Origin of the sequence: Cupriavidus sp. SHE (assembly GCF_000812445.1) — a bacterium.
Taxonomy (GTDB): domain Bacteria; phylum Pseudomonadota; class Gammaproteobacteria; order Burkholderiales; family Burkholderiaceae; genus Cupriavidus; species Cupriavidus metallidurans.
This window is the reverse complement of the sequence record NZ_JWMB01000075.1, coordinates 1-24,973: the sequence shown is the minus strand read 5'-3', so window position 1 is coordinate 24,973 and position 24,973 is coordinate 1. Positions and strand designations below refer to the sequence as shown.

Annotated in this window: 36 protein-coding genes; 4 read left to right on the top strand and 32 right to left on the bottom strand. The window is 62.7% G+C overall.

The genetic code is table 11. The features are described 5' to 3' along the window. Position 1: 1 nt before the first annotated feature. A complete protein-coding gene (locus tag RN01_RS34430; protein ID WP_082019923.1) occupies positions 2–928 on the top strand; it encodes an SGNH/GDSL hydrolase family protein in 927 nt (308 codons plus the stop codon). Between the two features lie 384 nt (positions 929–1,312). Here the strand turns inward: RN01_RS34430 and RN01_RS29990 are convergent, their stop codons facing one another. From RN01_RS29990 to RN01_RS29950, 9 genes are all read right to left on the bottom strand, one after another. Next, positions 1,313–1,606: a hypothetical protein gene (locus RN01_RS29990; RefSeq protein ID WP_017511197.1), complete on the bottom strand. Its 294-nt coding sequence runs from the start codon at positions 1,604–1,606 to the stop codon at positions 1,313–1,315. Further along, entirely contained in the window at positions 1,603–2,097 is a 495-nt protein-coding gene (locus RN01_RS29985) for a hypothetical protein (protein ID WP_017511196.1), read from the bottom strand. Before RN01_RS29985 ends, RN01_RS29990 begins: the two co-directional genes overlap by 4 nt. Then, positions 2,084–2,350, bottom strand: a complete 267-nt coding sequence (locus tag RN01_RS29980) for a hypothetical protein (RefSeq protein WP_017511195.1) — start codon at positions 2,348–2,350, stop codon at positions 2,084–2,086. Before RN01_RS29980 ends, RN01_RS29985 begins: the two co-directional genes overlap by 14 nt. Then, on the bottom strand, positions 2,347–2,709 hold the full coding sequence (locus RN01_RS29975) for a hypothetical protein (protein WP_017511194.1): 363 nt from the start codon (positions 2,707–2,709) through the stop codon (positions 2,347–2,349). Before RN01_RS29975 ends, RN01_RS29980 begins: the two co-directional genes overlap by 4 nt. Before the next feature lie 61 nt (positions 2,710–2,770). After that, positions 2,771–2,956, bottom strand: a complete 186-nt coding sequence (locus RN01_RS29970) for a hypothetical protein (protein WP_017511193.1) — start codon at positions 2,954–2,956, stop codon at positions 2,771–2,773. Positions 2,957–2,967: 11 nt separating this feature from the next. Continuing rightward, positions 2,968–4,314: a hypothetical protein gene (locus tag RN01_RS32650; protein WP_024569833.1), complete on the bottom strand. Its 1,347-nt coding sequence runs from the start codon at positions 4,312–4,314 to the stop codon at positions 2,968–2,970. Positions 4,315–4,323: 9 nt separating this feature from the next. Next, complete coding sequence (locus RN01_RS29960) at positions 4,324–4,986, bottom strand: DUF2612 domain-containing protein (protein ID WP_024569832.1); 663 nt, start codon at positions 4,984–4,986, stop codon at positions 4,324–4,326. Positions 4,987–4,988: 2 nt separating this feature from the next. Continuing rightward, the gene (locus RN01_RS29955) at positions 4,989–6,170 is read right to left on the bottom strand and encodes a baseplate J/gp47 family protein (protein WP_017511190.1); all 1,182 of its coding nucleotides are present in this window, start codon (positions 6,168–6,170) and stop codon (positions 4,989–4,991) included. Further along, positions 6,170–6,520: a hypothetical protein gene (locus RN01_RS29950; protein WP_024569831.1), complete on the bottom strand. Its 351-nt coding sequence runs from the start codon at positions 6,518–6,520 to the stop codon at positions 6,170–6,172. Before RN01_RS29950 ends, RN01_RS29955 begins: the two co-directional genes overlap by 1 nt. Before the next feature lie 168 nt (positions 6,521–6,688). Here RN01_RS29950 and RN01_RS29945 point away from each other — a divergent pair, with 168 nt between their 5' ends. Continuing rightward, complete coding sequence (locus RN01_RS29945; protein WP_231582325.1) at positions 6,689–7,009, top strand: AP2 domain-containing protein; 321 nt, start codon at positions 6,689–6,691, stop codon at positions 7,007–7,009. A 2-nt stretch (positions 7,010–7,011) separates the two neighbouring features. Here the strand turns inward: RN01_RS29945 and RN01_RS29940 are convergent, their stop codons facing one another. Further along, positions 7,012–7,737, bottom strand: coding sequence for a Gp138 family membrane-puncturing spike protein (locus tag RN01_RS29940; protein WP_017511187.1), 726 nt, complete (start codon positions 7,735–7,737; stop codon positions 7,012–7,014). Between the two features lie 9 nt (positions 7,738–7,746). Between RN01_RS29940 and RN01_RS29935 the strand changes: the two genes are divergently transcribed. Continuing rightward, positions 7,747–8,112: a hypothetical protein gene (locus tag RN01_RS29935; protein WP_017511186.1), complete on the top strand. Its 366-nt coding sequence runs from the start codon at positions 7,747–7,749 to the stop codon at positions 8,110–8,112. Here RN01_RS29935 and RN01_RS29930 read toward each other — a convergent pair. The 20 genes from RN01_RS29930 to RN01_RS29840 all read right to left on the bottom strand — a co-directional run bounded on the left by RN01_RS29930 (position 8,109) and on the right by RN01_RS29840 (position 23,632). Then, a complete protein-coding gene (locus tag RN01_RS29930) occupies positions 8,109–9,077 on the bottom strand; it encodes a hypothetical protein (protein ID WP_017511185.1) in 969 nt (322 codons plus the stop codon). The genes RN01_RS29935 and RN01_RS29930 overlap by 4 nt on opposite strands. Further along, the gene (locus RN01_RS29925) at positions 9,077–9,391 is read right to left on the bottom strand and encodes a hypothetical protein (RefSeq protein WP_017511184.1); all 315 of its coding nucleotides are present in this window, start codon (positions 9,389–9,391) and stop codon (positions 9,077–9,079) included. Before RN01_RS29925 ends, RN01_RS29930 begins: the two co-directional genes overlap by 1 nt. Further along, positions 9,391–9,969, bottom strand: coding sequence for a phage baseplate protein (locus RN01_RS29920; RefSeq protein ID WP_017511183.1), 579 nt, complete (start codon positions 9,967–9,969; stop codon positions 9,391–9,393). The genes RN01_RS29925 and RN01_RS29920 overlap by 1 nt, the downstream gene beginning before the upstream one ends. Next, positions 9,966–11,657 carry a phage tail tip lysozyme gene (locus tag RN01_RS29915; protein ID WP_017511182.1) on the bottom strand — a complete coding sequence of 564 codons (1,692 nt, stop codon included), beginning with the start codon at positions 11,655–11,657 and terminating at the stop codon, positions 9,966–9,968. The genes RN01_RS29920 and RN01_RS29915 overlap by 4 nt, the downstream gene beginning before the upstream one ends. Then, entirely contained in the window at positions 11,632–11,802 is a 171-nt protein-coding gene (locus RN01_RS34425; RefSeq protein ID WP_164846180.1) for a hypothetical protein, read from the bottom strand. The genes RN01_RS29915 and RN01_RS34425 overlap by 26 nt, the downstream gene beginning before the upstream one ends. A gap of 29 nt (positions 11,803–11,831) precedes the next feature. Next, on the bottom strand, positions 11,832–12,305 hold the full coding sequence (locus RN01_RS29910; RefSeq protein WP_017511180.1) for a phage tail assembly chaperone: 474 nt from the start codon (positions 12,303–12,305) through the stop codon (positions 11,832–11,834). A 2-nt stretch (positions 12,306–12,307) separates the two neighbouring features. Then, the gene (locus tag RN01_RS29905) at positions 12,308–12,754 is read right to left on the bottom strand and encodes a phage protein (protein ID WP_024569830.1); all 447 of its coding nucleotides are present in this window, start codon (positions 12,752–12,754) and stop codon (positions 12,308–12,310) included. 15 nt (positions 12,755–12,769) lie between these two features. Beyond that, the gene (locus RN01_RS29900) at positions 12,770–14,245 is read right to left on the bottom strand and encodes a DUF3383 domain-containing protein (RefSeq protein WP_024569829.1); all 1,476 of its coding nucleotides are present in this window, start codon (positions 14,243–14,245) and stop codon (positions 12,770–12,772) included. A gap of 11 nt (positions 14,246–14,256) precedes the next feature. Continuing rightward, positions 14,257–14,847, bottom strand: coding sequence for a hypothetical protein (locus RN01_RS29895; RefSeq protein ID WP_024569828.1), 591 nt, complete (start codon positions 14,845–14,847; stop codon positions 14,257–14,259). Between the two features lie 3 nt (positions 14,848–14,850). Beyond that, the gene (locus RN01_RS29890; RefSeq protein WP_017512156.1) at positions 14,851–15,222 is read right to left on the bottom strand and encodes a hypothetical protein; all 372 of its coding nucleotides are present in this window, start codon (positions 15,220–15,222) and stop codon (positions 14,851–14,853) included. A gap of 3 nt (positions 15,223–15,225) precedes the next feature. After that, entirely contained in the window at positions 15,226–15,705 is a 480-nt protein-coding gene (locus RN01_RS29885; RefSeq protein ID WP_017512155.1) for a hypothetical protein, read from the bottom strand. A 27-nt stretch (positions 15,706–15,732) separates the two neighbouring features. After that, complete coding sequence (locus tag RN01_RS29880; RefSeq protein WP_017512154.1) at positions 15,733–16,116, bottom strand: DUF4054 domain-containing protein; 384 nt, start codon at positions 16,114–16,116, stop codon at positions 15,733–15,735. Between the two features lie 39 nt (positions 16,117–16,155). Beyond that, positions 16,156–16,524: a hypothetical protein gene (locus tag RN01_RS29875; RefSeq protein ID WP_017512153.1), complete on the bottom strand. Its 369-nt coding sequence runs from the start codon at positions 16,522–16,524 to the stop codon at positions 16,156–16,158. A 9-nt stretch (positions 16,525–16,533) separates the two neighbouring features. Beyond that, the gene (locus tag RN01_RS29870; protein WP_017512152.1) at positions 16,534–17,571 is read right to left on the bottom strand and encodes a DUF2184 domain-containing protein; all 1,038 of its coding nucleotides are present in this window, start codon (positions 17,569–17,571) and stop codon (positions 16,534–16,536) included. Between the two features lie 13 nt (positions 17,572–17,584). Then, on the bottom strand, positions 17,585–18,079 hold the full coding sequence (locus RN01_RS29865; protein WP_017512151.1) for a hypothetical protein: 495 nt from the start codon (positions 18,077–18,079) through the stop codon (positions 17,585–17,587). A 12-nt stretch (positions 18,080–18,091) separates the two neighbouring features. Then, a complete protein-coding gene (locus RN01_RS29860; RefSeq protein ID WP_017512150.1) occupies positions 18,092–19,432 on the bottom strand; it encodes a DUF2213 domain-containing protein in 1,341 nt (446 codons plus the stop codon). Positions 19,433–19,533: 101 nt separating this feature from the next. Continuing rightward, positions 19,534–20,166 (bottom strand): phage minor head protein, encoded by a 633-nt coding sequence (locus RN01_RS29855; protein WP_231582324.1) that lies wholly within the window; start codon positions 20,164–20,166, stop codon positions 19,534–19,536. After that, on the bottom strand, positions 20,117–21,700 hold the full coding sequence (locus tag RN01_RS29850) for a DUF1073 domain-containing protein (protein ID WP_017512147.1): 1,584 nt from the start codon (positions 21,698–21,700) through the stop codon (positions 20,117–20,119). Before RN01_RS29850 ends, RN01_RS29855 begins: the two co-directional genes overlap by 50 nt. Next, positions 21,697–23,115, bottom strand: coding sequence for a PBSX family phage terminase large subunit (locus tag RN01_RS29845; RefSeq protein WP_017512146.1), 1,419 nt, complete (start codon positions 23,113–23,115; stop codon positions 21,697–21,699). The genes RN01_RS29850 and RN01_RS29845 overlap by 4 nt, the downstream gene beginning before the upstream one ends. After that, positions 23,078–23,632: a helix-turn-helix domain-containing protein gene (locus tag RN01_RS29840; RefSeq protein WP_024569826.1), complete on the bottom strand. Its 555-nt coding sequence runs from the start codon at positions 23,630–23,632 to the stop codon at positions 23,078–23,080. Before RN01_RS29840 ends, RN01_RS29845 begins: the two co-directional genes overlap by 38 nt. Before the next feature lie 212 nt (positions 23,633–23,844). On the opposite strand from RN01_RS29840, the gene RN01_RS29835 reads away from it, so the two are divergent. Next, entirely contained in the window at positions 23,845–24,048 is a 204-nt protein-coding gene (locus RN01_RS29835; protein ID WP_017512144.1) for a hypothetical protein, read from the top strand. Positions 24,049–24,158: 110 nt separating this feature from the next. On the opposite strand, the gene RN01_RS32645 is transcribed toward RN01_RS29835, so the two are convergent. Continuing rightward, complete coding sequence (locus RN01_RS32645; RefSeq protein ID WP_017512143.1) at positions 24,159–24,788, bottom strand: hypothetical protein; 630 nt, start codon at positions 24,786–24,788, stop codon at positions 24,159–24,161. Further along, positions 24,785–24,973: hypothetical protein (locus RN01_RS34420; RefSeq protein ID WP_039016816.1), on the bottom strand; the 189-nt coding region annotated here is incomplete at its 5' end. The genes RN01_RS34420 and RN01_RS32645, both read right to left, overlap by 4 nt.

Sequence of the window (24,973 nt, the reverse complement as noted above, 5' to 3'; positions counted from 1 at the left end):
TTTGGGATCAGAGGGTCGTAGGTTCGAATCCTATCGCTCCGACCATATTTGCAAGAAGTTTAGGCAGTGGAATCAACGGCTTACGCCTCATGGCGTAGGCCGTTTTTTCTTGCCCGTTGCACGACTTCCAATATCGTTCCAACGTGGTTTCCAAAATACAGTTCCTCGTACAGTACTGTATGGATGCACAGGAGAAGCCCACAAAAAAACTCGGGTATTGCAGAAACACCGGCTCGCCGCCGTTGTAATTTCTGCGACCCCGTGGCTTTTTGGGTGCGGCGGAGGCGGTGGCGAACCGCAGGCTGGGACGCCGAGCCCTGTTACGCCAGCCAAGACAGTACGCATCGAGGCATACGGCGATAGCACGATGTGGGGGCAGGATGGCGCACAACCACCAGTCGTGCAGGCGAGCATCACGCAGCCGTCCAGCGCGCAGGCAGCGTTGCAATCTGGCTACGGAACGACTGTGACGGTTGTCAACGAAGGCGTGCCCGGCACGACTGCGGCAAACATCATCAACGGCACAGACGGGAAACACTTGCCGTGGGCGCAGCAGATGGCGAACTCCCAGGCACAGATCGTTGCCGTCAATTTCTGTATCAACGATTCAAATCCGGCGTTCAAGGAATCAACGGACACGTACCGGGCCCTGCTGGTGCAGATCGTCAATATCGCGCGCGCCGCGGGCAAGGTGATTTTGCTGGTGGAACCCAACCGCGTTGAGCCGTACTGGCTGCCGGATACTCCACACTATGTGAGCGTCATGCGCGACGTCGCGGCGGAAATGAGCGTGCCACTCGTGCCAAACTTTGCCTATCCGGCGGTGATCCCGGACGGCGTGCATCCTGACGCCGCGACCTATGCCGCGATGGGCGAGCGTATGGCCGCGGTGCTGTCGCCTGTCGTAGCGAGTCTGTTGAAGCAATAGCAGGGATGGCTGTTCAATCCCGGCCCCTGCACATAGAAGTCGCACAACCACCGCAGCATGTATATGATCAGTGAGGAAACGAACCAAACACCCACGATTGGGTGATGCATGACCGATCAATACCAGCAATCCTGAATCTGCCGAGGAATCGGCACCCTAGTTTCCATTGAGCCACGTCCACCCCGGCCGTGGCTTTTTTCTATGTGTCGTCAGGGACTCTTTGGCTTCCAGCCACACACCTTCACCCCCGCCCGGTTGTGAGCAAGGATCGCCTTGGCCGTGTCATTGGTCAGCACGTCCGCCTTGTCGACGTATATAGGACGGGTCCAGTCACAGGCCGTGTCGACCACTCGGGTCTGCACGACCACCTGCGGATCGGGTGCCTTACTTGCCCCATTCGTCGTGCAGCACGCGGTTAGCGTCAGGCTCGCCAGCAACAGCAGCGTCTTCATCTCGTCTCACCTTTGCGTTGTCGGCGCCGGCGCGCGCGGCGTCTTCATTGGCCTTGGCCAGAACGGCATTCGCCTGGGCGACCTGTGCATCGGCCTCGGCCTCGCGCTGTTTGGCCTGCGCCTCTGTCTTGGCGGCCTGCTGGTGCCGGAACATGCCAAAGATGATGCCGCCGGCCGTCAGCAGGAACGGCCAGATCTTGGCGAGGATGGCGAGCAGCGCGGTCATGCCGTCACCTCGACTCGAGCTTGGGTATGGAAACCGGGCCACGTGTCCGGCTTCGGCTTCCCCGGGCGCCAGGTGCGCAGGTACAGCCCCCACGCGCCATCGACGTCGTCCACAGCCGGCAGCCGCTTGGGATCGGTGAAAAGCATCAGCCGGGCGACGCCGGCCGCCAACACGTCGTCGGTCTCCAGCGCACGCCAGATACTCTCCGGCAGGAACTGAACGCTGCGATAGGCGCAGAGCCGTTCCAGCCAGAAGCGGCTGGCGTCGTGGAGGTAGACGCCCCATACGCCGCCGCGCGACTGCCGCGTGCCCTGCTCGAATTGCCAGAAGCCTCGCGCCGGGCCGCTGCCCATCTGCTTGCGATGCTGGAAGCCGCTTTCCTGTAGGCCGATCGTCAGCAGCTCGACTCGGGCCTGCGGCGTGTCCATCGCAGTGGGCAGGATGCCGAACGCCGGGATGATGGCGCTGCGAAGAATCTCATTGAGTTGCATCGTCGCCCTCTTTCTTCTCCGGCCGGCGCAGCGCGGTGTAGCGCACCACGATCAGCAGCACGAACGCCGCCGTCGACACCCAGCGCGCGGTCCCTTCCGGCAACGCCGCCTTCAGGTCCTGCGGCATCAGGTTCCAGGTGTCCACTAGCGTCGGACCGAAGGCCGTCACCGCGGCGCAGACGCTGGCCAGAATGACCGTGCCGCGCTTGTGGAGCTGCTTCCAGTTGTCAGCCATGGTGAGTCTCAGGTTCATTTCGACCATCTCCGAATATCGGGCCGCGCGCCGGCGGCGTTGTCCATCAGGTACCGCCGTATTTCCTTGACGTCGCTGCTGACGCCGTTGAGTTGTTCCTTCACGTCCGCACTGATCGCACGGACCTGCTGAGTCGTCTCGTCCTTCTGCTGGCGCAGGTCCGTCTCCACACGGGAGAACTGTCGGTCGTGCTCCCTGTCCTTCTGCTCGAGCGCAGCAACCCTTCCGATCACCCCGTAGTACGCAATGGTCAGCGCCACCGCGCCGCCAATGACGCTGCCCACAACCGTCTGCACGTTGATAGTCGTATCGATCCACCGCGGTCTCTTGACCGCGCCAGGCGTCGAGTCGTCGCTCATGAAATCCCCGAACAATAAAAAAGCCCGGACGAGGCGGGCACAAGTAAATGTAGTGAGCTGCTCAAGTCACGATCGGCAGCAACTTCTGGATCGAGGCCGGCTGCGCGGTGACGTAATCCTCCCAACGTTTGTCGGAAGTATCGATGGTCCCCTGGTGCGGATACGCATCCTCGTCCTGGGGGCCACCAAAATAGCTCACCACCGTTGACTCGGTTTCGTCGGAGAACTGCACGTAGATGGTCTGCATGGCCGCCTTGTTCAGAATGTGTACTCACAAATGGTCAGCGCGAACGACATCGTGCCGGACGTCACTGCGGCGATGTAATACAGGCCCTGTTGGGTAATCAGCGGGACATGTTGCAGCGGGGCCGCCTGCCCCGAATTGTTGATAACGCTTACCGTGGTGAGGGTGCATTCGCCTACGCCCGCCGCAGACGCGGCAACTTGCGTTGATAGCGTTGCGCTTGCCAATGAACTGTTGATGTTCACGCTTGGACGGCAAGTCTTCGCATTTTTCGGCACAGCCGGTGCGGCGTTAAACAGCGCGTATGCCGCTTGCTGCGTCGAAGTGCTGATGATGGTGATGGGTGCAAACGAGATCTTGCGATCCTGTTGCGTCGCAATGATCAGCTGCCCGCTGCCATTGGTCGGCCACACCGAAATCAACATCGTCGCCGTGTAGCCGGCCGGACGATTCGCACCACCGTAGACGTTGCCGACTGCCGCCGCCGTCGCGTTGGTAGCGAAAACACCCCACGCCTGCGTCGTCGGGTTGTACCCAGCATAGACGCCTACGAAGCCAGAAATCGGGGCTGTACCGGTATCCATGCCGCCGATGCCAGTCATTGCCAGATTCAGCGTTTGACTGAAGTTCGCCGCTTTGAATTGCAGGCCGCCAAGTGCCGTCTCTGCAACGAGTTCATCCGCTGTGAAGGTGATCGAGGTTGCCGGAGCGGATAGCGTCGCGCTCACATTGCGCGCGGAGCCGACAATGCCGGTCAACTGGCTGTACTGCGCTGCCTGGATCGCAGTGAGCCCCGGCGAAACCTGCAGTGCGCCGCCCGTACACAAGATCAGGATGAACGAGTTAATGTCGGCACGCCACACGACCAGCGCCTTCCCTCCCGACACGTACTCCCCACCAGTCAATGCTTGATGGGCCGCCCCAACCACCGGAAAGGCGCCAAGCCCATTCACGTTGAGCGTGACACCACCCAGATTGCCGAACTTGACCTTGTACCAGAACGGCGTACCGTCAACGAGTGAGCCGATGACCGGCGTGTAGTTGACAACATGCGCGCTCGCCGTGCCAACATCCGTACCAACAGCGGCCCCGACAGTATTCGTGCGCAGAGCCACCTTCAGGTTGGCCAGCAGGGTCGCGGTCGTACCGTCGTCCACTGCACTCTGACCGGTAAGGTCCGTGCTGAACTGCGCCAGCACTGCTGCCATGATGCTCGACTGGCGCCACACCTTATTGAGTTGCGCCGAAAGCGCAACGCCGGCCTGAAAGCCTGTGACCCGTGCGAGCAGTGCAGCATAGGTAGGCTGGTCGATAACGTTGGCCGCAGGATCGCCGCCAAACACGAGAAAGTCATTCGCCATTGATGGTCCTTACAGAGGTTTTCCCCACGCGCCGACATCGAAGCCGGACACTAGGTTGTTTTCGACGTCGAAGCCGAAGATGGGCGCGCCATCCGAGGAAGTGACGATCATGTAGTTGACGCGCACACCCTCCGGTTTGAGCCGGATGATCCCGTGAGCGAGCAGAGCCAAGAACACGGCCGATGGGATAGTGCCGGCTATGCCGATGGTCATCGACATGTCCTGGTTGTCCTGGATGAACACGAACGTGCCACCAGAGAAAATTGAGTCCAGGATCGCCTTTGATGAGCCGAGTGTCCCGTCCCAGTGGTTCGCTCCGATCTTGGCGCGTATGACCAGCCTGTACGTCCCGTCGTCAAGGCGCGTGATCCCCGAGTCAGGGTCAAACGGCCCTTTCCAACTTCCCTGGTCGAACCCCAGCCCTGCCGTGTCGAACGAGAAGTAGACACCGGTCAGCGGCGTCGCGACATAGCGCGAGATGCCGACCCACTCGCCGACGCTGTCCAGTTGATCACCCTCCGCCGCGTCCAGATCGAACTTGCCCGGCAAACTGCCCAGTACGTTCTGGAGGTCAACCATCGACTGCGCCAGCGCCGAAACCGTGGCCATAAACTTCGGCCTCTGGTTGTGCTCGGACGTGATCAGGCCGGTGTAATCGGTCAGATCTACCATGGTCAACTCACAATCAGGGTGACGCTCGCCGGCGTGCAGGACGCCGCCTCATTGAAGAGCAGTGCGACGTCCGGCGCACCTGCGCCGCGTGGACCTGACAGGCTCAGCGCGGAGAGCTTGAAGGTTGTACCGCCGCCGACGCTGTTCGCCGCGGTGATCGCATCACCCCACTCCACGCTGCCGGAGGTACCGCCGCCGATCGCCACTGCGTTGACGTAGTCGGAAACCGCCTTTTGAATGGCTGCCCCGGCCTGCGTCGTATAGCCCGCCAGCGCCTTCATGGTGACTGTTGCAGTGATCGGAGCGGTCGTAGGTCTGAAGTAGCGGATGGTGATCGGGCGGCCATAGACGTCCGTGGACACGATCGCCGTCGTCCCATAAGTCGGAGAACCTGGGGTCTTCTTCTTTGCGATTGCATCCGCTATCGCCTGCACGTCCCCGCCCTCCACCACTAGCGAGATCGAGTGCGGCGGCAATCCATTGGCATCCGTCGAAGCGCTGTCGTTCTCGTATGCCGCCAGGCGCGAGACCCCCGTGAGATTCGATACTGCGCCGATGATCCCGTCCAGGATCGTCAGGGACGGCAGCGCCGTCGAGACCGTCTGGCGTTGCCGAAGCGCGGCGTCAGACTCAACGGGCTCGCCCATGTCGGCTGCAGCAGGGTTCGTCACAGACTGCCATCCCAGCGTTGGCGTGCCGATCTGGTTGATGCTGCCGGCAGGCGCTGCGACCGCTCCGATGGTTTGGCAGGTAGCCGTCACAGTGGTCTGCCCGGCCGGCGGAAACACCACCGATGCTGGCAGGGACCACTTCACACCGTTCACGTCCTTGGCGATGCCATTGATGATCGGCGCGCCCACCTGACCGACAAGCAGAAGGTCGGCGGTCGAGTAGGACGAGGCGTGCTTCGTGATGCCGTTAATCTTAACGTTGCTCGCCAATGCCGCGCCCTGTGCTGTGCTTGGGCTGAACGAGTTGTAGATGGCAATGGCTACCGCATTAGCGTCATTGATCGCCGAAGCGAATACCGCCAGAAGCTGCCCGTCCTGGCTGTCGGCCTCCAGGTACGTGTCGGCTCCGTAGATCCCGCGAAACTGCTCTTTTAGGTACTCCAGCACGTCTGCGTAGGTCGGTGCCGTGATGCCATTGGCGTCGATAGTCGGTGCGGTCGTGGTGATGGCCATTAGAGCGTCGCCTGCACGGTGGTAGTGCCGTAGATGGTGTTGATGGTGACGTTCACGCTCAGCGCGCGCGTCTCACTATTCAGCGTGCTCGAGTAGGCCGCGATCTCCAACACGCCTTGGGTGCCGAGAATCCGCTGCCGGATTGCAGCGTCATAGGTGCTGCTCGTGTACTTGCCGAGAACCTTGTCCCACGGCGTGCCCTCGGCCTTGTCGAGGAACCATTCGCCGCGCCCCAGTCGGAGTCTGGTCAGTACCGCCTGACCGACGGCGTCCGGGCTGTCCTTGTAAAAGTCGGCGACTTGATTTCCGAACGTATAGTCACCATCCTCAGATAGTCTTCGATAACGCATTTGTGGTGCCTCGGAACTCAGAATATGAAGGTCATCGAAACCAGCAAGGGACAAAGAATCCTCGTAGATGAGGACGATTACGAAGAACTTGTCCAGTTCTCTTGGCACGTAGCCAGCCATGGATATGCAGCTCGCTCCGTGCATGGGCCACGGCGATCAACCGTGCTGATGCATCGTCAGATCATGGGTCTGCAGCCCGGTGATCGGACGCAGGTCGACCATATCGACGGCAACACGCTGAACAATTGCCGCTCCAACATGCGCCTGTGCACACAGAAGGAAAACAAACAGAACATCCGGCTCAAGTCCAGCAGCCAGACGCGCATAAAAGGCGTCTACTACGACGCAGCGCGCGATAGATGGCAGGCGTACATCTGCGTCGACGCGAAGAAGATTCACCTCGGGCGATTCAAGACCTCGGACGAAGCGCGCAATGCCTACGCTGATGCTGCTCGCAAGTACTTCGGCGAGTTCGCGAACCTCGGATAGGCTCAATTGACGTTGCCGGAGCTGCCGCTTCCCGGCTGGACGCCATTGTGCGTATGGCTGTCGTCGATGCGCTTGCCGTTCGCCCGCACCTGACCGTTGAACGTCGTGTTGCCAGAGATCGCGCACGCCGTGCCCGCCCCGCCCGAGTTCTGGACTGCAATCGCGCCGGTCATTGTGACCATCGGCGCGTCCAGGGTGATGCCGCCCGGCGCCTTGACCTTCACGATCTTTCCGGCCGGGTCCAGATCCACGTAGGTATCGCCTGCGTCGTTTCGCAGTTGGGTCGTGCTGGTGCTGACGCCGGCCAACGCACGCGGCTTCGACCTGAAGCCGAGCAGCACGAAGCCGTCCGACAGGTCGTGCATCCGCAGTTCCGCCTGTTCCTGCACCCCGCCAGATTGCCACCAGGCATCGATGCAGCGGCTGGCGAAGACCACCAGGCACTCGTCGCCCGGGGCCACCGGGAAGGTCAGCGTACAATTCCCGCCAGATGGGAACTGCACCGGGCAGTCGACCAGCAGCGGCAGGGCCATGCTGGCCACCGTGCCATCGAGGTTCCGAACCGGGATCTTGATGGCTGGCTGCACCGCCGCCGTTGGCGGACGGTCCGCCGCGCTCTGGAAGGATTGGATGATTCCAGGCAGTGCGGTCCAGATCCCCGCGCGTAGCCCGTCAAACGCCTCCCGAAGCGCTGCCTCGGGATCGTCAACCCGTTCTCGTCTGTCCATGGTGTCGCTATGAAGAGCCTGGTACTGATCGCTGCGCTGGCCGTTTCAACCAACGCGCTTGCCGAGGAAGCCTATGTCTACCCCTTCGCCGGTATGAAGGTTGGGGAGACAGTCAAGAACCCATTCCCGACGATCCTGTACTTGAAGAAGAAGTGCGAGTTGCCGCTTGCACACGCCAAGGACATGCGGGCCTATACGTCGTACCGAGGCGTATGGGATGTGGGCTGCTGGGGCAAGGACGTCAATGGCAACGCCTTTATCGTCGTCCCACAGATGCAGACGCAATCAATGCCGCTCAGCGTTTTGCCCTTGGCCGATGTGCAGGATGACCGCAACACGATGACCATAAAGTCGCTCCCGACCTACGGCCGCTAGCCAAACTGCTTGATCACGTTGTCTGGCGGCACCGTAGCCTTCGTCCTGAAACTGTCCGGCAATACGGTAGCGTCTGCCGCTAGGCATATGACCTCGGTGTAGTACTCGTTCCCGCGCGTGTCACCTGAGTGCTCAGCGAGCATCACGTAGTAGAACCCATCGTCCTGAAGCTTCGCCTGCTGCTCGATCCGCTCGTTCTGGGGCTGCTGACCCACATTCAGACTGTACTCGTAACGCTGCACGCTCGCGTTGTCGATCTTGATCAGGCGACCAATCTTCACACTGGGGTTCAGCAGCATCTTGATCGTAATGCCGTTCTGGGTCTGCTCAGGCAATCCCACCATGCCGGTCTCAGACGTAATCACAGCGATCTCGCCCGGCATGTACGACGTTTCCGGAATCATGACGGCTTTGCCATCCTGGATGCTCCATACCGTCTGGCACGTCCTGGCCGTCCATCGCATGAAATCCCGAGCCATTCCAAACATCACCTTCCCACGCGGAAGCGGGTTGGCGGGCAACTCAGGCAGGTATCCCTGCGTCACCCCGTATGGGTTCATGGCCGTGCAGGCCGCGGCGACGTGATCAGCGGCAGTTGAGCCGGACGCCAGTGTGGTGTTCACCACCGCGAAGTTGTACGCCGAGTCGCCGTCGGCCGCCGTGATATCCAGGTAGGTGTCAGTCTGGCTGTCTCGGCCCCGACGCACCTGCTTGATGGTGCCGTCGAAGATAATGCCGAAGTTTCCCTGATACCCACCCTGCAGGACCACGCGAGTGAACTCCTTCTCGATACGCTGCTTCGTGGTCTCCGAGACGTTGTAGACGCGAATTGCAGCAGAGTTCGGTGTTTGCAGGTCACCTCGGCGTACGTGGAAGACCACTCGCAACGCCGACAACTCCAACGCCGCACCGCTGTCCTGCCCCACGATCAGCGAGACCTTCCGGCCGTATTGCGGTGTGCCCATTAGTCGGTCACCCAGTACAAATGCGATCCGATGCCGAGATCCTCGAAGGTCGGCACGTCGTCAGGATTGTCTGCACCCTGCACCCATAGCCGCCCGGAGAACCCGAGGTAGCGATACTGCGCCAGCAGATCCACCCCAGTGACCAACGGAATGCCGTTCACGATCGGCAGGTTGTTCGCGTCGGCGACGTCCAGCACCCATCCCGCGCTGCCGGCCGCCCGATACTGCACGGTCATCCGGTAGTCGACACCGCTTAGCGTCACCGTGAACCGCTGGGGATCAGGGGTGAGTGGAATCTCGTAGAAGCTGGGCATCACATGCTCGTCGGTGGTACAGAACCGCCAGGTGCGGGCGTGGCGGGCATTGCCGCCTTCACGCCGGTGTTCTGGGTTTCAGCCGTGGCCTGCGGGTTGGCCTGATTCTCGCGCGCCGGCAGTGTCGTCGCCTTCGTCTGGACGATTCGGATCTGCTTCAAAGTGGCCGTCACGTTCAAGGCCTGGCCGGTCTTCTGGTCCTTCACCACGGCCAGCGACTTGAACAGCATGTCGGTGTACATCCGCAGCGACGTGACAACATCGAACGGCTGGCGCGTCTCCTGCAACGCAAGCAGCTGCGAGTACACCTGACCAACATAATCCGACGTTGGCAGGATGCCGCCCTCGAATATCGATTCGAGCGTACCGGCCAGCGCCTTCATGTCCGAGTTGCTCCAGCCACACTTCAGTGTGACCTCCGGCTGTCGCTTGAACGCGTGGTCGTTGATCTCCGCGCCCTTCTCGACCGGGTGCTCGGTAATCTGGAGCTCGTCTAGGTGCCCCTCCTCGACCATCACGCCGATCGTGACCGGACCGATGGTCTTCGGCACCAGGGTGATGATGTCGAGGAAACTCACGAGATTGCCCCTTGCAGGTTGCGCACCATGTCGCCGTTCACATTCCGCTGCTGGTCCGCCACCGCGCGCCCGGTAGCTGCAGGATCGGACACGCCGTACAGGTTGATGTTGGTCTGCTGCTGCAGGTCGACCGCTGCGGCACCGCGTCGAGCCGCTTCCATGTCTGCCTGCGCCGGACGCTCGTAGTAGCGCGACACGATTTCACCGGCCTGCTGGGCATTCTGCGTGGCCCGCAGCAGTTGGCCAGCTCGCCGCTCGGCGCCCTGCGTCAGCTCGTAGTTCACAAATTGGAGCTGTTCCGCAAGCGACGAATCCCGGATGTCCTTGCCAGACCAGGCCTTGAAGTTGGCCTGTCGGTCGGGATGCCATTGCGCAACGCCGTAGGCGCGCCCGCTATCGCCGACAGCGCCGGGGTTCATCTCGCTCTCGCGATTCAGGTTCGCGACAATGCCGACCGACTGAGCGTGCGACCAACCCATCCGCTGGAAGAAGCTGACGGCATCGAAGGCAGCATTGCCACCCTGTGCACCGGCTTGCCCGGATGCGCCCCGTCTCCGCGCCAGTTCTGCGTCCTCGCCATTGTTCAGACCGCCGCTGTACAGCATCAGCGCCGCTGCGCCGCCCACACGCCCAAGCCACGGCAGGAACCGCGACAGCCAGCCAGCGGCTGCGCCACCGGCAGCAGCGCCACCCGCGCCCGCAGCAGACCCAGCGGCAGCCGCAGCATTGGCCGCGCCAAGCGCGCGCACCGCTGCGACCATCTTCCAGATCCCGCTGACGATCTTGAAGCCGCCCAGCACCTTGAAGACACCCACCAGTAGCAGAAGCTGCGTTGTCCAGCCGTCCGTCGCCTTGTCCAGCTCGATGAACTGGTCCACCAGCCACGACAGCGGCGGGCCGAGCGCAGTGGCTGCGGCCAAGATCGCGGCGGCAATGTCTGCAGCACGATCGGCAATCTCGTCCGAATGGTCTTCGAACCACTTCTGGAAACGATCGAGCTGCGGCCCCACCTTGCGCAGCAGCGCGCCCTCCACCTTGATGCCGAAGTTCTCGAACGTCGTGCCCAGGCCGCGCAGCGCCACCATGAACTGGTGTGCATCCTCAGCGGCCTTGTCCAGCCCGTTTCGCCGGGACATTTCCCGGTACTGCTGCATGAACTTGGCGAAGTCGCCATCGCGCATGGCCAGCAGCAGGTTTTCGTCGATACCCAGCGTCTGACCGTACTGGCTTGCCAGCCAGGTCGGCTTCTTGGCCAGTTCCGCTCCAAGGTCCGACAGGATGTCGACCGTGTCGCGCAGCTCACCGTTGGCATTGCGTGTCTGGACGCCCAGCGTCGCCAGGTAGCCCTCGCCGGCCGGGTTGTTCCGCAGGAACTTGGCCAGGTTCTCGACCGCGCCGAAAGCAGACTCGGAAGAGACACCGAGGTTGCGCGCTGCGAAGTCGAACGCCTTCAGGCTAGTAGCCGCTGCACCCGTACGCTTTGAGACGAAGTACAGGTTCTCCAGCTTCGACGCCAGTGCCGACACGCCAACACTGACGGTCAGCGCAGATGCGGAGATGGTCGTGACGAGTTGCTTGACGCCCTTGGTCGCCTGCTCGACACCATCGTTGAACTTCTTCAGGCCCTTCTCGTCGATCTTGAATCCAAGCCCGACGAGGAACTCACGGATGAGGGTACTTTGAGCCATTCTGCTGTTCCACGATGCGGCGCGCGGCCGCCTGGTTGTCGGCCCGTACGGCCAGCGCGTCGTTCATCAGCGCGATGTCTTCCAGCCCCAGAGTGCCGTCGATCAGCGACTCGTACTTGCACAGCCCCTCGAGGACGGGGGCCATCAGCCAGTCCTCTCGGTCTGGCAGATGCTTCAACCAGGCTGAGCCTCCGATTCCGGGCTGCTCGCTTGGCTGGTAAGCAACCCTTGAATAAAAGGCCCCAGGTTCGCCACGATGACCTGCACGACAAGCGGCAGGATCACGCTCATGTCCATGTCCTGGAACATGAGCGTCTTCTGCTCGAGCGACACCACGCGCGCCCAGCCGGTGGGCTGCTGACGCTGCACAGCGGTCAGGCAGTTGTCCATGACGTAGTCGGCATCGGCATCGTTCATGGCGGCAAGCGCATCGGCAAACGGCTGCAGGACCTGGCCGAAGCCGTCGAGATCCTTGCTCAACGCATCTACTGCGCCCGCGGCGCCGCCGACCGTCTTTGCCAGTTTCAGGAACACCGGGATCAGCGGCGGGATAACCGGGGCAATGCGGCGCGAGACGTGAAACTGCTGCTTTGCCGTCAGGCGGCCGATGGAGTACTGGACGCCACCGAGTTCGATTTCACGTCCCATGATCAGTACGTCCCCAGCATTTCATCGAGGCGCACGCAATCGAAGACCCACTCGACCGTGCCGCCGTCGGTGGCATAGGTCAGGTCCGGGATCTTCTTGAACGCACACTGGATGCCCGTAGCGATGTCGCCCGCCACGGATTGAGTGACTGTGATCACGTTCTTGCCCCACAGCCGGCTGTCAATCCGCTGGGCATTGTAGAGCGCCATCAGCGTCCGGTTCACTGGTGCCGTCTTCAGATAGCGTACCGTGATCTGACCGGAATTGTCGGCACGAAGGCTGTGCTGGCCGTTGCCGTCCGAACCCACCGTCATGGTGTTCTTGTCGTTGGCCATGGCAATCGTGATGCCCTCTTCGGCCGTGGCCTCGCCGTAACCCAGCGGAAACGAGCCGCCCGGGCCGACGATGTTGGCCTGCACATCGATGAACGAGTAAGTGCCTCCAGGCATGGTCTCTTTCCCCTATCAGCGGTTCACGTTGACCAAGATGTCAACGGTATGGATGGCGCCGGCTTCCTTCGCGGCAACTTGGAACGACACCGACTTGCGCGCCTCGCGGTCGGCTTGTGACTGCAGCGCGATAGGCGGCGCGTACACGTAGTAGCCCTTGGCCAGCGTGTCGCCCTGCTTCAGCGCACCGAAGCCGCCGGAGTTCCAGACGCCAGGGGCCAGGTATCCGTTGTTCACTGCGGCCGCGCAGACTGCCTCGATCGTCGTGGCGATCAATGCGTTACCCGCGTCGGTCTGCGGGATCTTCGTCGTGCTCTGGTACAGCAGGTTGTACACGTCGGTCTGAATGCGGTTGCGGAACCAGATCGAGTTGTAGATCGAGTCGATGAAGATGCCGCTCGGCGTCACCCCGTACTGCACGATTGCCGTGTCGTTGTCGTACTCGACGAACACGTTGCAGTTCTTCGCTTGCAGGGCGTCGGCCTGGCTGCTCGACAGGGTCTCGGCGACGATGCCGGGCTCCTGCTTGTACATCAGGGTGATCGTGGTGTTGTTCCCGTTGAAGTCTGTTGTCAGGAAGCGGCCGAGCAGCGACGCCGCCGCGTACGGGTTGCTGCTGGACCACTGCACGAACGAGTACTTCAGTTTCAGTGCCTTGAGCGTCGATGCGAGGTCCGCCGTGCTGGTCGAGTCCAACGCCGTCGGCTCTTGCGTCGTGGCGCCGTAGATGTGGCGCTGATCCGCCTCGATCAGGCCGGCCACGGCCGTGTGCTGGACATTGGTCAGCGACGTGTCGGCAAACATCACACCTAGGAACTTGTTCGCGAAGCGGTTCAGGAAGATGCCGACGCAGGCGTCGGGTGCTTCCGCGACAATGCCGTCGACGGGAGTGGAAGCCACATCGCTGGTAAGGCCCAGCATCGCCGAGATGTCGGTACCGGAGCCGGTCGGCGTGGCATAGCTGACCTTCGAGGTCGTACCGGTCGTCGGCGAGGTGATCGTGAACTGCGAGCCGTTCCAGACGCACGTGGCACCAGCAAGCGCCGTGGTGATGATCGCTGCCACGCCGTTCAGGTTGCTCACGCCGGAAAAGTCCAGGGCGGACAGCGTCTTCGCGCTGGCGTCGATGGTCACCTTGAACGAGCCCGCAGTGATGGCCTTCCAGACCGTGATGTCCTTCTGGGCAGCCGAGAGCGCCGCGCCGCGCAGGGAACCAGCAGTCGGAGACTTCGCCCAGCGCCCGATATAGAGCTGGGACGGCTGCGGCGTCTGCTGGAAGTACAGCAGCGCGGCCAGGTACTCGGGCGCAGTGTTGCCGAAGTCGCTGCCCACGGCGTCGATCGTGCCGTACGACCGCATGCGCTCGTTGGTGTCGATCACCGCCGATGCGCCCAGGATTAGCGCAGCGTTCAGATTGGCGCCCTGGGCCGCCAGCGGCGACATGTTGATGGAGACGTTGATCAGCCGCGAAACCGGCAGTCCGTTGGACATGGTCATCCCTCTTACTGGTGAATGTAGGTCGTCGTGGCCACCGGCGGCACCGTGTCGGTGGTGCTTTGCACTTCGGCGGACAACAGATTGAGGACCGCATAGGTCCGGGTGATCTTGCGGCGCAGCACCAGCGTCAAGTCGTAGCGCCGCACCCACTGCTGGTTGACGAAGTCCGGCACCGCGCGGATCTCACTGGCGCTGGCGAACTTCATATCGTTTAGTCCCAACTGCTCGCCGTTCTGCGGGATGGCCATGCCATCGGCCAGCCGCTGGGCATACCCCTTCGCCGCCGGCCCGTAGAACGTGCACAGCAGTTCGATCTCCTGGTGACGGATGTAGGTGTCGCTGCCGTCGCCATCCCCGTCGTGCTGGATGGCCGGGCCCGCGTCGTTCGTCTGGGCGGTGATGCCCAACGCGCACCAGTTCACGGCTGGTTCTGGCTGCTTCGGAACTGTCTGCTGCCAGCGTGGGCGAACCATCTTGCCGTCCAACCCCGTCACGCCGGCCACCATGGCCTGCAACAGATCGTCGAGCGCATCGTCTTCTGGCGGAACCGGCGCGGTCGGCGCCAGGTAGCCGCCGGTTGCGCTGGTGTTGGCCATGGATTACCCCGAAAGCGGTTTCAGATCGCAGGTCGCAGCCACGAAGCCGCGCCCGAAGTGGCTGTAGTCGTTCACGTTGACAACGGTATAGGTCCGGCCCTGCCAAACGATCTCGTCGGCGTCCAGACCCGAACTGCCGTCCAATAGCCGGAACTGGGTGTGCACTGTGATCGAGCCGATGATCCGGCTGCCGTCAGCATTCCGGTGCAGGATGTCGCCCTTGTCGCTCGTGACCACCGCATTGAACGGCGTGGCCGTGGTGGCGTTCTGCGCCCGGCCGTGATCGTCCACCGTCTGCGTCATCCGGTTGCACACCAGGCCGGTGTCCATAAAATCCGGGTCGAGCAACACGTCGGTGACGTCGAGTAGCGCCATGGCTTACTTCCTCTTGCGGATCACGTAAGTGATGCTGTTGCGCAGTTGGCCGGTGTCAATCAGTGGCACCGTACCCGTCCGACCGCGCCGCCGGCGGTTGGCCAGCGTCGATTCCTTCAGTTCGGGCGAGATCCCGCTGTTAATCCGAGCGCGCACCGAGTTCTGTGCCTCGAGCCCGGCGCCGGCCATGCGCTTGTCGGCGCGCGACAGATCGCCATCCAGAGCCGCCTCGACGGCCTGCTGCAGCTTCGGCAGCGTCTTTGGCTCGGCCGCAGCCACGCCCGGCACGAGAAACGGCCGCGCGGGCAGATTGTTGGCGGGTGAGCCTGTCTCTTGGATGTAGCCGATGGCTGCATTGCCGATCGGCTCGTCGTCCTGGCGCTCGGGTGCGCTGTCGGGAATCCCGACCAGCACCTGCTTGTCGACCAGTCCACTGATCGACTGCAGGACTTCCTTCAGCCGATCCACCTTCATGAAGCCCATGGGAGTTCTCCCGATGGGCTGGCCCGGCTAGAGCTGCATTCCGCCGGCGCCCATCAATCTGGCGAGGGTCAGGTACCGCACGCCGTAGGTGGTCAGGTTCCACATACCGGCGTCGTCAATGGTCGCGGCACCAGTGTCGTAACTGGCGCTGACCTTGTCGACAGCCTTGGAAGATTGCGGGCCTGTGACCTGGCCCGGCGTGCCGCCGATGGCGGCTGTGGCCTCGTCCCGGGCAGCCAGAACGAGGTGGTGGGCAGTGCAGAGTTCGATGCCCTGGTCCGTCAAGACGCCCCAGCGGCACGGATTGACGAGCGATTCCGAGACGGTCAGCCAGAATTCGACCGATGCGTCTGTGTACTTCGTATCGTCTGCGAACTCGGGAAAGTCCAGTCGGAACTGTTCAGGTGTCATGGGTAGATGGGTGATGCCCCTTGCGAGGCATCATACCCCTCATTTTCCTTTGCCCGCCTTGGCTGCGGCTTCCGCCGCCTTCTCGCGCTCGGAGATAGCCACCTCACGGGTGTCCAGCGCTTCGGCGCGCCCATTCAGGTCCGCTTCGCGCTGGTCCGCCGCCTTCTCGCGCTCGGCGAGCTTGTCGGCAAGCTCCTGAAGCGCCTTGGCCTTCGCGTCAAGTTCGGCCAGCAGCTCGTCGGCCACCGCAGCCGATTCCGGATCAACGGCCGGCTCGTCGCCGGTATGGGCCTTCACATACCAGTGCTCGGCCACCTCGGCCGGGACGCTGTGGTTGCCCACCGGGAACTCGTGCTTCTCGTCCTTGTGATGCAGTGTGAAGGCCTTCTTGACGTAGATCTTTGGCATGGTTCCCCCTTAGATCCCGTCGCGGTAGCCGATCAGCTCGGGGTACACCACCTCGACCACGCCCAGGCGGCCGAAGTAGGAAGTGAGCTGGCGGATGTCGCGGTACTCGAGCGGCGTGCGCTGCAGCGGCACCATCGGGAAGCGGACTTTGTCCTGTTCCTTGGTGTACGCCATCATGCGGTCCGCGTTGGCGGTGCCGCGCTGGAACAGCCATTTCAGCGGCTGGATGTTCAGCGGACGGCCGTTGATCGAGTTCGAAATCGTGTTCAGCTTCAGGTACTCGAGCACGCTGATGTTGCCTGCGCTGCTGACCTTCATGCTCACGATCTGGCCGAACTTGGCCGGCGGCAGGCGGAACTCCGACGGGCAGTACGCGTACGCCGAGGCTGCCCACACGCTGCTAAGCAGCTCGTTCACGTCAGCCAGGATCTGGTCCGGCGTGGCCGTAGCCCAGTTGCCGGTCGCGGCATTCGACACGTTGGTCACCACGGCGCTGTTCACCAGGCCGGTGACGCCCAGCACGGTATCACCGATGTACACCTGCTCGTCGACGTCCATGTTGTGCTTGAGCTGCATACCGGTGAACTTCTGCTGGTCCACCGGGCGACCGAGCTTCTGCGCCGACTCCAGTTCGGGAATCGTCCAGCCGATCTGCATACCCCACAGCGTCAGGGGGCTGGCCGTCTTGCCGATGTCCAGCGCGATACCGGCGATGGCCGAGGCGTCCTTACCGATCCACGACTTGCCGTTTGGCGATGCGCTACCGGCAGCCGCGAAGCTGGAGTTGGTGAACGACGACGTCTCGTCAGCAATCGACACGTCTTCGCGCAAGTCGATATCGCGCGACCAGGTGACCGAGGCCAGCGGGCCGTGCAGCGTCTGGTCCAGGCGCTCCAGCTCGCCGATCAGGAAGGAACCGGTGCTGTCGATCGTACGGTTGTCGAACGTCAGCATGTTGTCGCGCGTACGAGCGCGGATGATCGCCGGGGCATTCACCATGGCGATCGCGGCAGCCGCGGCCATGCGCGGAACGATGATTTTGCTCATTCTGGGTGACCCCTTAGATGTTGTACGCGATTTCGACGTTGCCGTTGGCATCGCCGCCGTTGGTGAAGATGGCACCGGCAATGGCGATGGTGTTGGTGCTGTCGGCAGCCGCTTCGATGCCGCCGATCGGCTTGCCAGCGGCAGCAGCAGCGACGCGCACGTACACCTGGCCGTTCAGCGCCGGGGTGCCGGCGTTGTTCTTCACCGTCATGTAACCGCGGCGCATCACGTCGGCGATGCCCTTGGTGGGCGGCGTCGACGTGCCCAGCGGGTCGGATGCGGCACCGCCAGTCGTCGGGAACGGGCGCACCAACAGGCCGTAGACCGCCGCTGCAGCGTCACCGGCGCCGATCGGAACGAACTTGCCGTTGGCGACCTTGCCGAAGAGGCCGTAGCCCGGGAATGCATTGGCCGGATCGAGAATCAGCGACTCGACCGTGGCTTGCGACTGGCGCGAGATGTCCCCCGGAATGCCCGAGGCCATGCGATACAGGATTGCGTTGCCCATGTGCGGGACTCCTTAGTGAGCGGACCGGTCGGCCCAGTACTTGCGATTGGCTTCGTTGATGTCGCGCACGGTGCGCGGCTTGCCGAAGTCCTTGGTCTTCGCGACGCTGTCGTGCGCGCGGCCGTTGTTCTGGGCCTTCACCAGCTCGCTGGCACCCATGAACGCGGCGTGCACCAGTGCGGCTGGCAGCTTCTCGAAGTCGGCCTTGTGGCCGCCGAGGAACGGTGCGATCGCCGCTTTGCCGGCGTCGGTACCGTACGCCACGTCGAGGGCCTTGCGCTGGCACTTGCACAGTGCGGCGGCGCGGTCCTTCGTGGCCATCTTGGCGTCCAGCGTGGGCAGCTTGATGCCGGGCGCCAGGATCTCGGCGCGCGAGGGGATGCTGCCCGCAGCGTCGCCGGTGTACAGATCGACTTCGGCCTGGTTGAGCTTGCCGGCCGTCTCGGCTTCGGTCAGGTCACCGTCGTCGCCGGTCTTCTTCTTGTCCGGGTCCTCGTCGTCCTCGTCCTCGTCGTCGGTCTTTTCCTTCTCGGAGTCCTTGGCCTTGCGCGTGCCCAGTGCGGCGATGGCGGCATCCTGCGCGTCCATGCGCTTCAGGATCTTGTTCAGCAGCGCGGACTGGGCATCGCCAGTCTTGGCTTCCTTTTCCTTGGCTTCGCGCGCCTCGCGCTCTTCCTCGGACTCTTCGTCCATGGCTTCCTGGCCTTCCTCGATGGCCTCGCCGATCGCCTCGGCGTCCTTGGCCTTCATGGCCGTCATCAGGCGGTCGAGCCAGGTGCGCTTGCCCTTGGGCTTGCTGTCTTTGGTCTTCATATCTTCGGGTTCCTTATCGCCGATCGCGCAGCGCGGGCCGCACCGGCCGCGCTCGACGAGGGCTACGTGGTTGACAACGATGTTCCGCTGTACCCCGCGGCCGGGTGATACCTGTTCGTAGTCGGCCTCATAGCCGAGGCTGACTTCTTCGATCCCATCGGTCTGGATAGCGTCGATCGCCTTCTGGTCAGTCACCAGCAGGTCGGCGATCAGCAGGTCGTCCTCTATGCCGGATCCGCGCCGCAGGTTCAGCATTGCGCCCTTGCCCAGCGCGGCGAAGTTGGCAGGCGTGACGAAGTCGTCGGGGTGATCCAGCGTGACCGGCTTGCCGATGCAGCTCGCCAGCGTCGCGTCGCGGAACACCTCTTCCGGCGTCCGGCTGATGCGGATCAGGCCATCCGGGCCAGGCTCTACCGGCACCTCCCCGGGTCCATACAGCATCTCGCCGGTACGCGCGACGGGCACCTCTTCGCACAGAAGGAAGCCCTCGGGCGTCAGCGATCGCTTCGGTCCGAGCTTTTGAACGGTGTAGAAACGCATGTCAGCGGTCCAGCAGGATTTCGCAGGCGCCCATAAGTAGGCCCACTGCAACGGTCGGGAAGATGATCAGCGCGCAGATGATCAAGGCAGTCGATCCCATGTCACTCCTCAGGAATCACCGGTTCCGAGTAGCAGCGGCAGTTCGGAAACTGGCCGGCGTGGCCGGTCATCCCGTCGAGCGTTGGCGGGTCGTTCCAAGCCACGAACTGGCCATTCATCTTCTGGTGCGAGTCGCGCACGTCCGAGTCACCAGAAGTCCGCCAGAAATAGCCTGGCGAGCCGACATGCAGCGCACGCGCCTCGGTCAGCGTTGAAGCAGTGCGCCCCACCTCGGTCCGTGCAATCAGGTCGGCGCGGCTCTTGGCCACATCGCCCGATGCTTGGATGGCTTTCGAGATCTCCGACGCCCGAGTGCTGTCCTCGATGCCCTCGATCGTCAGCTTGTGCACGCGCTGGGCGGCTTCCAGCGGGATAGACTTGATCAGCCCAACCTGCTCGGCCATCAGCACCTGCATCGTGGCGCCGGTCGGCGCGGTCCGGATTTCCATCCGCAGCGCGCGAGACATATCCTTGGCCTGCTGCATCCACGCCTGCTCGTCGCGGCGGTTCACCTCCGACAGCATCTCAGCCGCGACACGCTCTGCCCACGGCGTCAGCGCCTCGGCATACCGGCGCAGCAGCTGTTCAATCGTCGGCGCGGCGGTGGGATCGCCAGGCGGAAAGCCATTCACCAACGCGCCCACCTGCTGCGCGACCTGTCGGAGCTGCGTCCGATACACCCTTTCCGGTCCGCTTTTCCTGACCGGATTGCGGCGGCGCTTCCGGTCCGTTGTTTGGGTCTTCAACATCAGGCAGTTCCATCTCCGGCGCCGGCGGCGGCTCGTTCTCCGCTTCCGTGATCGCCTCGTCCGTAATGCTGGTGAACACCCCGGTGCTGTGGCTAGACTGGCGCAGCTCCTTCATCGCCGTCGGCTTGTCGATCAAGTCTGCGTCGTAGGCCTTCGTCACCGCATCGGTCACAGTGTTGGCGTTCTGTGCTTTCTCGGTGTCGGATAGCTGCCACAGCGACGTGAACTGATAGGCGAAGCCCTCAGGGGGAGCCACACCAAGTTCGGACCGGATCGTGACGCCATAGAGGCGCGTCACAGGCGAGCGCAGCTTCCGCTCCTGCTGCTGCTTCGTGTTGTCGTAGTAGGTCCGCAGGTCCGACTCGCCGGTGCTGTTCAGTCCTGCCGGCGACTGGCCCAGCAGGCGCACCAGCGGGATCTGCGTCGCGCCGGACAGCTGTTGGGCGAACTGCAGCAGCACGCTGTCCAGACCGGAGAACGTGTACTGATGCGTCTCAAACTTGTCCTTCGCATCAATCAGCGTCAGACCTTCGTTCGTCTGGAAGCGCCGGATCATCTCCATGTGCGCCAGCAGACCTTCCATCGCTGGACCGCCTGCGGCGATCACTTCCCGGAGCTTGTCGATGCTCATGGTGCGCAGGTGAGCCTTGTAGACCAACTGCGCCGCGCCGATGGTGGTGCTATCGAACGCCACCAGGCGGTCAATCAACCGCTCGATGACCGACTGGCCCCAAAGGTTCTCGCTGATCTTCTGCCAGTACGGCAGCTCGACGCCATCGATCCGGAGCACGCGGCTGTAGTGGATGCGCTGGCGCCGAAGCGCCATGCTGTCGGCCACGACGTCGTAATACCGAGGCATGCCCATGTCCGGGCCCATCTCGGTAACCAGGTCTTCCAGCGTCGGCTGCACGAGCCAACGGTCCAGCACGTACAGTCCCTTGAACTGGTCTTTGCTGATCGTATCCAGGCGCAGGGGCGTAGACGGGTTCTGGCCGTCGATCAGCATCACCGCCAGCGCACCGCCGTACAGCCGAGACCACTTGATGGTGTCGTTCAGCCGGTCCCAGAGCGCCATCCGCTCGAAGGCGCTATTCAGCTTGTTCTGGTCGGCTGGATCCAGATCGGCATCGATCTCGGTGCCGGCCCGCGTCATGTCGTCGGCAACCACGTCCACGACCTGGCCAACCACCCATGACGAGCGGTACATGGCCTCCATCTGCACGCGGTTGCGCGAGATGAAGTCGAAGCCGTAGCTGTACGCCGAGGACTGATTGGCCGTGCCGAGGCCCAGTCGCGCCTCGAAGTTCTGGTAACTGTCGCCGCTGAGCCAGCGCTTGCCGCCGGCCTGCGCCTGCTGCATGGCGTGCACGGGCACACCCATGCGCGCGTCGCGCACGTTCTTGCGGTCTTTGCGTTTCATTGTGCGAGCTTCGCCCAGGTTTCGATGGTGTTTTCGCCGGGCGCGTAGCACATGATCATTGCGTCGGCGATGTTCGGCGATGGCCTCGGGCCACCTGGCCGGTTCGGCTTGGCCAGGTCCTTCTTGCTTTCAACCTTCACGCGGCCGTTCTCGTCGAACTGCCGGCGCGGCGTGGCCAGCTCGTCGATCAACTTATCCAGATGCGGGCACGCGCTGTCGAGGCTGATCAGCTGGTCGTCGGTGAACTTCATGCCGCGCTTGACCGCGTTGAAGGTATTACGGAACCGGTCAGCCACCATCCACCAGGCTTGCGCCTTGATGTTCGAGAACATGTCCTTGTTCGTGATGTTCGGCTGCTGATAGATCTCATCGGGCTCCCAGACGACCGCTCCAGCGTTGAACTTCTCGTAGAACACTGGGGCGTTGTCGCTGGCCGCGCGCCGTGCATCGTTCAGCTCGCCGAACTTGGCGCCAGCCGTGGCACCGACCCCGATGGAGTCGTACCGAATCGAAGCGCCACGCTCGCGGGCCTCGGTGTATGTGCGGCTGCAGCTCTGGAGCAGCTCGTCCTCACCAGCCTTCCATTCATCGGCCCACGACACGACAGAGCCATGGGCGAAGACGTTGGCGCACTTGTCCGCGCCGCCGTCGGCCACGTCGAAGCCCAGGCGACGCGCGCCCGCCGGAGCGAATCCCAGCGCCTTGTGCGCATCAATGGCAGCCAGCAACCAGGAGCGCTTGATCACTGCGCCCTCGTCGTCGTCCTTCGGCACACCCAGGTAGATGTGGGCGAACTCGTCTTCATCTTCCTCGCGCGCCGCGTTGATCACGGCCAGCATCGTGTCCGACAGAAACGGGTTCTCGTCGTAGTTGATCAGCCGCTTGACGGTGTTCGGCGGCGGGTTCAGCACGAAGCGCCTATAGACGAAGTCCGTGGCCAGCTTCGGATTGAAGATGATCCAGATCTGCGACCCGGCCTTCCGGATCGTCGGCTCCAGCACCTTCCACTGCTCTTCGGTCAGGTTGTGGGCTTCCTCGATCCAGAGGATGTCGATGCCTTCCAGCGACTTGATTTCGTCGATGGAGCGCCACAGGCCGTAGAACAGGAACTCGCTCTCGGTCTCCCGGCCGATGATCTTGTTGTCGAGGATCCGGAACTGGTTGGCCAGCCCGAACCGGCTGATCTGCGCTTTCAGCAGCGTGTAGACCGATTCCTCGATCTTGTTCTGGAACTGCCGCACGCACAGCACGCGCAGCTTGTAGTTCGACGTCAGGAACGTCGCGAAGCCAGCCGCATCCCATGATTTCGTGGAGGCCCGGCCACCGTACAGCACGCGGTTGCGTGCCGGCTCCATCCAGAACGGCCGCAGGGCCGGATTAAGCGTCGGTCGTGTCGGTGTCGTTGGACTCGCCATAGAAATGGTTCAGGCCAGCAGGCGCCGGCTTCTTGCCGCGGCTGGCATCCTCCAGTGCTTCCTTGTTGGCGCGCAGCAGGTTCAGCCCGATCTCGCTGGCACCGTTCGCCATCTTGGTGAGCGCCTGGACGCCGAGCAACTGCTGCATGCTCTTCGTCAAAGGCTCCGCATCATCGACCTTCTCGACCTGCTGTGCGGCGATGCCAGCGAGCCGGTGCGCCGTCATGGCGCCGTAGCGCGCGGCGCCCGCCAGATGTTCCGAGATGTCTTTCAGCGAGTCAGCCAGCGACCGAGCGGCCATCTGTTCCGAAACATTAAGTTTGGAAAGTGCTTGCTCAGTCTCAACTATCTGATTCGCAACAGTTTTTATCGTTTCGGTTCGTTTTGAAAACCGTGTCGATATGGCTGTCTTGCTGATGCCGAATTCTCGGGCCAGTGCAGACGTGGATTCGCCGGACAGCAGGCGCTTGCCGATCGTCTCCCACTGAGCATCGGTCAGTTTGGATGGACGACCCATAGTGAATCCCAAGGAAAGGGGCAACCTGCCCACCGCCGAAAATGCCCTGCAGTCCCACAGCCGCCCGCAGGTAGGAGACCGGCTTGTCACCGCGTCAGGTTGCTGCCGGTGTTATGCCCCACCGCCGGCCGGGGTTACCCCTGATTGGGGGGTTCGAATACTGGCCGCTCCTGCTACCTTCTTCGATCCATCATCACGAAGGAGACAGCAAAATGTCCATGAACCATTTTCAGGCGCAGGAAGCCGCTCGCGAGATCGTTGCGGCAGCCGCTCAAAACGGCAGCCTGAGGTTACTTGGCGCTGGGGGCGGCCGTTCGCCAGACGATGCCGCCGCGAAGGACCTCCAATATCTAGAAGCGCTTATTGCTGGGCTTATCAAGGCATTTCGACAGCCGGACCCGACTCGAGCCGGCTAGCTATAAGCAAAAAGCCCCGCCGGCAATGATCCGGGCGGGGCTTGGCTGAGTTTGGGTGAAATCTACATCGCTTGTTTGAAAAGTGCAAGGGGAATTTTCCCCGCCACACCTTACGCTGTAACGGATTCCGCCGACTCACACGCTGTATGGTCCGGAACGATTCCGTGGGCAATGAATGATGGCTCAAGCCGCTCGATCGCCAATGCCTCCAGCGCCCGGAAATTCTTTTCCATCCACTTCGCCGCACGAAACGCCTTGTCGGTGCCAATCTTCGCCTTCTCCGCGAGATCCCGGAGGCTGTACCCGTCGCGGTGCCTGCGTGGCAGGTAGTGGCGGGCGGTCAGTTCCGTCAACAGGCCCAGAGCTGTGATGCCGCACGACCGGCGCGCGTAAAGCGCGAGGCGCTTGCAGCCAGCCAACTTCTCGGGGCCATGGCCGTAGCGCGCCAACACCGCAGCGTACTCGGGGGACGGCAGCCTAGTCTTCGCCGCATCCGTGATCATGGCGTACTGGGCTCGGACCTCATCCATGCTCAGCCGGTCTTCCTCGTACCCGCCGCCGCCCGGGCCGCGCAGATCGGCCAGCCATTTCTCCTGTGCGGCCGTTGGTTCGTCGATCGCCTCCAGCAGTTGGATCAGCATGTTCCGGAACGGCGCCTTCTGACGCGGCGGCAAGGACAGCACCAGGTAGGAGACGTGCAGCGCGTGCGAGACGTCTGCGAATAGCGGTTTTTCGATCATTTCTTTTCCCCGTAAGACTGGCATCGCTTGCCGTGATTTCTGCGCTTGCCACCCGGCAGCAGCTTGGTACAGACCGTGTGCGTGGTACCCATCAGCCTGGCGGACTTCTCGTAGACGCAGCCCTTGCAGCTGCGGGCCTCGTTCTGCTCGTAGACCTCGGCGGGGTCGCGATACATGTACGCAGG